The 6,624-nt window shown below is 43.2% G+C and carries 6 protein-coding genes; 5 read left to right on the top strand and 1 reads right to left on the bottom strand.

What is annotated here, in order from left to right; translation table 11 throughout:
* The first annotated feature begins 68 nt into the window (after positions 1 to 68).
* The 3 genes from Q5691_RS27075 (at position 69) to Q5691_RS27065 (ending at position 3,167) form a co-directional block, all read left to right on the top strand.
* On the top strand, positions 69 to 488 hold the full coding sequence (locus Q5691_RS27075; protein ID WP_333348303.1) for a transposase: 420 nt from the start codon (positions 69 to 71) through the stop codon (positions 486 to 488).
* A 595-nt stretch (positions 489 to 1,083) separates the two neighbouring features.
* Positions 1,084 to 2,880 carry a group II intron reverse transcriptase/maturase gene (gene ltrA, locus Q5691_RS27070; RefSeq protein WP_333348300.1) on the top strand — a complete coding sequence of 599 codons (1,797 nt, stop codon included), beginning with the start codon at positions 1,084 to 1,086 and terminating at the stop codon, positions 2,878 to 2,880.
* Positions 2,881 to 2,954: 74 nt separating this feature from the next.
* Positions 2,955 to 3,167 carry a zinc ribbon domain-containing protein gene (locus Q5691_RS27065; RefSeq protein WP_333348306.1) on the top strand — a complete coding sequence of 71 codons (213 nt, stop codon included), beginning with the start codon at positions 2,955 to 2,957 and terminating at the stop codon, positions 3,165 to 3,167.
* Positions 3,168 to 3,286: 119 nt separating this feature from the next.
* On the opposite strand, the gene Q5691_RS27060 is transcribed toward Q5691_RS27065, so the two are convergent.
* Positions 3,287 to 4,120 (bottom strand): prohibitin family protein, encoded by an 834-nt coding sequence (locus Q5691_RS27060; protein WP_333212072.1) that lies wholly within the window; start codon positions 4,118 to 4,120, stop codon positions 3,287 to 3,289.
* 727 nt (positions 4,121 to 4,847) lie between these two features.
* On the opposite strand from Q5691_RS27060, the gene nfi reads away from it, so the two are divergent.
* Positions 4,848 to 5,495: a deoxyribonuclease V gene (gene nfi / locus Q5691_RS27055; protein WP_333348296.1), complete on the top strand. Its 648-nt coding sequence runs from the start codon at positions 4,848 to 4,850 to the stop codon at positions 5,493 to 5,495.
* A 457-nt stretch (positions 5,496 to 5,952) separates the two neighbouring features.
* Positions 5,953 to 6,183: a KGG domain-containing protein gene (locus Q5691_RS27050; protein ID WP_333083789.1), complete on the top strand. Its 231-nt coding sequence runs from the start codon at positions 5,953 to 5,955 to the stop codon at positions 6,181 to 6,183.
* Positions 6,184 to 6,624 lie beyond the last annotated feature (441 nt).

Raw genomic sequence — 6,624 nt, 5'->3', positions numbered from 1 at the left:
ACTCATGATGGTCTCGGATGATTCACTTTTACCCCCTCAATCTGCCTATGTGCCAGTTGGGGTGCGGAATGTGGGTTGAAAATCCCAAATTTTCAACCACAAAAAAAGCTAAGCGCACTCTAAAAATTAGACAGAGACGAGTTAGCCGAAAAGCCAACGGTAGCAAAAACCGCAAGAAAGCAGCTAAAAAACTAGGACTTTTCCACCAGAAAATTAGCGACAGGCGTCAAGCTTACCATTGGAAGGTTGCCAATAAAATAGTTTCTCACAACGTTGACGCGATTGCTCTGGAAGATTTGAATATTTCCGGGATGATGCGCCGATGTCGAGTAAAGGCTGACGAAAAAACAGGTAGATTCCTGAAAAATGGGCAATCAAGAAAGAAAGGTTTAAACCGTTCTATCTCTGACGCGGGTTGGGCTGAATTAATTCTAAAGATCGAGTATCTGGCTGCAAAGCAAGGAGTGCGATTCGTTCAGTCGAAATAGTAGTAATACTTAGGGATGACTGACTTCTCTAGAGTAACCGAAAGGTTGAACGCACTTCAATCCTCTAGAGATGATAACTGAGACACCATGTAGGTGAGGAAAAGTATCCTAGAAATTTCAAGTCCTACCCCTCTAGTGCAGAGGTGAAAGCACATCCCCCACCTGGGCGAATGGTTATCAAGCAGGTGAAGCGGGGATGAACGACGGTAATTCAGAGCCGTACTGGAAATCCCGTCTAGCAAGAATCCATGAGTAACCACAAGGTAAAGTTATGTCCGAACCATCGTTATTACAAATGGACTACGACGGCTATTAGCCCAAGCCAAAAGGCATGGATAGGGCGTTGGCAATTTCCTTGTTGACCAACTTGCACTGCCTATAAACCCGGTGGATAGTAACACTCTAAAGGTTCTAAATAATGGTGACTTGGAACGAAGTAACCCCACAAATGCTCTTGAGGTGGTCGATACTCAAGAAGACAACCAGTCGCAAGCAATTGAGGGGAAGGATAGGGTAAGAAGCAAATGCCTTTTGGAAAGCAAAAGGATACGCTGACGTACTCACGGTGAAATGGATGATATAGCGGTGAGTAGCAATGAATAAGGCTAAAACCAAATCAAAGTTTAGGGTGGCATGGGAAAACGACATTCCTATTTGCTTAGAGGTACAATCTGACTACCAATGGCAGGAATTACCTTGGAAACAGATAGAAAAACGGGTTCACAAGTTGCAAAAACGGATATATCAAGCCTCGAAACGTGGTGATGTTAAGGTAGTCCGAAAACTTCAAAAAACCTTAATCAGGTCTTGGAGCGCCAAATGTCTTGCAGTACGCCGAGTAACCCAAGATAATCAAGGCAAGAAAACAGCAGGTATTGATGGTATTAAATCCTTAAAACCTAATGCAAGACTTGAATTGATTAACAAACTCAAGATGACAGGTTTGTCCAAGCCCACTCGTCGGGTATGGATTCCAAAACCTGGAACTGAGGAAAAAAGACCCTTGGGAATACCCACAATGCACGACCGTGCATTACAAGCACTAACAAAACTAACGCTCGAACCAGAATGGGAAGCACGTTTTGAAGGTAACTCCTATGGATTCAGACCCGGACGCTCATGTCACGATGCAATTGAAGCAATATTCAACGCAATTAGACAAAAAGCCAAATACGTGCTTGATGCCGACATTGCGAAATGCTTTGATAAAATCAACCATGAAGCACTCTTGGCAAAAATAAACACATTTCCAAAACTCCAGAAACAAATCAAATCTTGGTTAAATTCAGGAGTAGTGGATGGGAAGAATTTATTTCCAACAAATGAGGGAACTCCACAGGGAGGAGTAATTTCCCCATTATTAGCCAACATAGCCCTACATGGAATGGAAATAAAACTCATGGAATTTGCCAAAACGCTAGATATCCGTAATCCCAAAGGAAATCAGGTGAGTTGGCAAACTAAGGTAAAATCGCTCAGCATCATAAGATACGCAGACGATTTTGTCGTAATACATGAAGATCCAAATGTGGTAATCCAATGCCAAGAAATAATATCCGAATGGCTCAAAGGCATGGGACTGGAATTAAAACCCAGTAAAACAAAAATAACCCACACCCTTCACGAGTACAACGGAAATGTAGGGTTTAACTTTCTTGGATTCCATATCCAACAATATCCATCAGGAAATTACCGCAGTGCAAGCAATTCCGAAGGGAAAAGATTGGGATTTAACACGCTCATCACTCCGAGTAAGGAAAAACAGAAAGTTCACCAGAGAAAATTGGCAGGAATAGTAGACAAAAACCTCACAAAACCGCAAGCGGTACTAATAACTGAGCTAAATTCAATTATTAGAGGATGGTCTAATTATTACTCTACTGTTTCAAGCCAAAAAGTCCTCGATAGGATGGATTTTCTGTTATATCAAAAACTCCGATCCTGGGCAAAGCGTAGAAACACACATTCCAATAAATACCAAATATCAGATAAATACTGGCATACAGTAGGAAATGATAATTGGTGTTTTAGCACCCGACAAGGACTAACACTTGAAAAATACTCAAAGACCCCAATTAAGGTTTTTACCAAAGTTCAAGGAATAAGAAGTCCTTACGATGGAGATTGGATATACTGGAGTACACGCATGGGGCGAAATCCTGAAGTCTCTACAAAACTTGCAACTTTGTTGAAAAGACAACAGGGTAAATGCAATCATTGCGGACTACCATTTAAACCGGGGGACTTGATAGAAATTGACCATATTGAACCAAAAAGCAAAGGAGGCAAAAACTCATATGCCAACCTTCAAGCCCTTCACAAACATTGCCATGACACAAAGACAACCACTGATGGAAGTCTGGGTACTCGTGACATAGAGCCATTTCATTGAGGAGCCGAATGAAGCGAAAGTTTCACGTTCGGTTTTGTAGGAGAGGGTAGAAAGGAGACTTTCTACTCGACTCCATCAAGGTCGTAATCAAAATTAATCCCAAATACTCCAGCCAAGAATGTCGGAAATGCGGTCATATCGACAAGTCTAATCGAGATGGCGAAAAGTTCATTTGCACTGAATGTGGATATCATGAACACGCCGATATGGGTGCAGCAAAAACTATTTGTGATCGGGCTTTGAAATTGGTACGCGGGGGCTCCGCGAAACCGGGCGTTCGCGCCTAAACGCCCAGAAGATATCCTCACGCTCAATTGAGCAAACGTGAGGAGTCTGGGAACTCTAGAAATAGGGAAATTGAGGTAGAAATTCTTCAAGAATCCTCGCGCCTTCAGGCCGAGGAGTGTCAATTAGCAGGAGTTGCAGCTTGAGAAGTCGGCGGCGCAATATTAATTAATGGCAAAGTTCCGCCTCCTCCCATTACTGTCGGAAACTGGCCGTTCCATTTTTCAATTGCTTGCTGCTGCAAAATTTCGGCTGTTAATGTTTGCCGCTGCAAGCGTTGAGCTTCAGCTTTACCTTTAGCACGGTTAATTTCAGCTTGAGCATCTTGGGTGGCTTTTTGAACTGTAAATTCTGCTTGTTTAGCTTCTTGTTCGGCTATTTGTTTGGATTCAATGGCTTTGCTAAATTCTGGAGAAAAGCCAAAATTTATTAACGAAACATCTCTGACGATGACGCCGTAAGGTTCCAAACGTTTTTTGAGGCTGTTGTCGATTTCTGTTTTGAGTTCGGTGCGCTTAGTGATAATTTCTTCTGCGGTCTTTTTAGAAGTTGCTGCTTTGAGAACTTCCGAAATTGCCGGACTCAGAATGCTGGTCACAATTTGTTCTTCGTCTCCAACTTGTTGAAAAACTTGATTAACTTTGGCGGGGTCAACATTCCAGTTGACTGCCAAATCTGTAGTAATGCTTTGCAAATCTTTGGATGCTGCATCGGCTTTCAAATCTGTTTTTTGTACCCGCACGCTGATAGTTTTGACAGAAGTGACGATCGGTAAAATCGGGTGGATGCCTTCATCTAAAATCACGTCTTGAACTTTCCCGAAGCGCATCATGACGCCCCGTTCTCCTGCGCCGACGAGGGCAAAAGGTCTTAAAATTAAGGCGGCGATGATGAAGACGATGCCACCGACTAAGTAGAGAGCTAGGTTGTACTGAACACTTTGCACGGTTTTCATATGTTGATTCACCTATGTTGTATTACTTGATGTTAGTTTTATATTCGATATTATCTAAGATTATAACTTCATGTTAAGGGTGTAACAACTCATAAATTCATTGATTTTTTTTCACAAAAGTCATATATTTACTAGGGTGTGGGAACCTCTTAGCTCTATGAGCGGGGATGAACAATGGCACTTGTATAGCAATCCTTGCAGGAGTCGTAAATTTTTACCCCACCCCAACCCTCCCTGCGGGTTCGGGGAGGGAGTAAGAAATTCACCAATGATTTAGGATTGCTATAGCTGGGTGAGATTATTGATGAATAAATGTTTCAATTATCTTGACAAAGTGGATTTTTTTAGATAGAGCAGAAGTAGATAGATAGCTCGATCGCTCTTCGACAAGCGATCAAATGGCGATCGGAAAGAGAAAGCTTTCTAGAAAGCGAAAAAATCAGAATTCAACTGCTACTTTTTGGGTAAATTTTAATGGTAAATGGCAGGTGCGTGCCACAAAAACCTTTGCGGGTTGCTGTAAGCCACGAAAGATAGAATTTCCCTCTCCGACCTACAGACTCTATTTGTAAAATTGGCATCTGCCCGACTTGCTCAACCCTCCTGAGTAGAAAAAAAGACTCCTTGGGCAAGTTAGGAATTTATAGCGAAAAACGATAAAAATCAGAGTTTAAAAATGCCCGAAAATAAGTTAAGCTTAGATGAGAACGGTTGAAGAAAAATCAAAATGTTGCAGCGACACCCTTGGCCGCAGACAGTTGAAGAGGCGATCGCCATTCAAGAACAGCTTCGGTCAGAGGTAATTACCGAAAATCAACTGGACACAGTTCGGTACGTCGCGGGTGTAGATGTCGGCTACGACAGTGCAAACGACGTATCGCGGGCCGCTGTAACAGTTCTGAGCTTTCCAGACTTGCAATTGCAGCAGCAAGCTGTGGTTCGCAGTCCTACAACTTTTCCTTATATTCCGGGTTTCCTGTCTTTTCGAGAAGTGCCTGCAGTTCTCGAAGCTTTAGAAAATATCAGTTTGAGGCCAGACTTGATATTGTGCGACGGTCAAGGACTAGCCCATCCCCGCAGATTCGGTCTTGCCTGCCATTTGGGGGTGTTAACCGGGATTCCCACGATCGGAGTTGCCAAAAATCGATTTATTGGAGAACATTCAGAAGTCGGACTCGACCGGGGCAGTTGGCAACCCTTGCTGCTAGAGGGATCAACGATAGGCGCAGCGCTAAGGACGCAAACAGGGGTAAAGCCGATGTATGTTTCGATAGGTCATAAGGTAAACTTGATAAGTGCGATCGAGTACGTGCTGCGCTGCGCCCCAAAATATCGCTTACCAGAAACAACTCGATCGGCAGACCAACTAACATAGGGATCAGTGGCAAGCGCGGAATGCCTCAAAAAAAAGTAAAAAGACCAAAAAAGCATCCGTCTTTGGACTTTTAATTTTTGAGGGGGCGCGGTTAAGTCGAAAAATCCTCTGAGTCTACTGCCAATCAGCTTTCGGTTCCATCCTTCCAGCGAACTAAAGAATGACTATACCTGAGAAAGAGGTATAAAAGTTGGGGGGTTTATAGAATGATTGAAAGACAGTAACCAGCTTAAAAAATTGGCGGCTCTAACTATAGTGCCCGGGCGTGAACTATTTTTAGTTCACATTTGTAAGTTATGAAATATTCATTCTGCGAGTTAAACCAAAAGCTTAGATTCGTCTGATGAGGTTTCATAATTTACCGTCGGATATCTCACCACTGAGTGGGAGTAACCACGACAGTGGGAGGCGAAGGCGCGATCGAGCTAAAAAATCAGAAAAAAACAAGGAGACAGTCATGGCTGAGAAAAGCAAACGCGGATTCGCTTCTATGGATGCAGAAAAACAGCGCGCAATTGCTAGCAAAGGCGGAAAAGCTGCACACGAGAAAGGAACTGCACACGAATTCACCTCTGAAGAAGCCAGACAAGCTGGTCAAAAAGGTGGCGAAGCTGTCAGCAGAAATCGTGAACATATGGCTCAAATTGGTCGCGAAGGCGGTCGGAAAAGCCGCAAGAGCGAAGCTTAAGTCTCTCAAGGCTGGCCTTGTAATGAAAGATTGCACAGTTGCAGCGTGAGAGATAGCACTAGGACAGTAAACGTTTGAGGATGTGGGGCGATCGAAGTTACCGAGGTAGTTCGATCGCCCCACATCCAAAAATTGTTACTAGCGCACCAAAGCTTCGCAAAGGTGAAAACCCCCCAGGAATTAGTTTTTAGCAATCGCTGGCAAATCTTGAACAGCAATTTTTTAACGAAGCTGCACTGCGGTCAATAATTTTGCTGGCAACAAAAGCTGATAAGCGCCATTAAGTCTCTCAAAAAAAGCCAATAGGAGCACTAAAAGCCCCGAAGTCAGGGCTTTTTTGTATAGGTGCACATAATATTTTTAGACTGAAGTTCCCCCATTGACAAAAGGCGTCGGAGTATGTAGGGTAAACCTTTGGAGGATTTTGACTCCGGTTTTACT

It is taken from the genome of Microcoleus sp. w1-18aA5, from assembly GCF_036701705.1.
Taxonomy (GTDB): domain Bacteria; phylum Cyanobacteriota; class Cyanobacteriia; order Cyanobacteriales; family Microcoleaceae; genus Microcoleus.
This window is presented reverse-complemented; position numbering and strand designations above follow the sequence as displayed.

Excerpts from the sequence above, each read along its gene's own strand:
- Q5691_RS27075 (WP_333348303.1), top strand. The coding sequence starts at position 69 with ATGTGGGTTGAAAATCCCAAATTTTCAACCACAAAAAAAGCTAAGCGC.
- ltrA (WP_333348300.1), top strand. The coding sequence starts at position 1,084 with ATGAATAAGGCTAAAACCAAATCAAAGTTTAGGGTGGCATGGGAAAAC.
- Q5691_RS27060 (WP_333212072.1), bottom strand. The coding sequence starts at position 4,120 with ATGAAAACCGTGCAAAGTGTTCAGTACAACCTAGCTCTCTACTTAGTC.
- nfi (WP_333348296.1), top strand. The coding sequence starts at position 4,848 with ATGTTGCAGCGACACCCTTGGCCGCAGACAGTTGAAGAGGCGATCGCC.
- Q5691_RS27050 (WP_333083789.1), top strand. The coding sequence starts at position 5,953 with ATGGCTGAGAAAAGCAAACGCGGATTCGCTTCTATGGATGCAGAAAAA.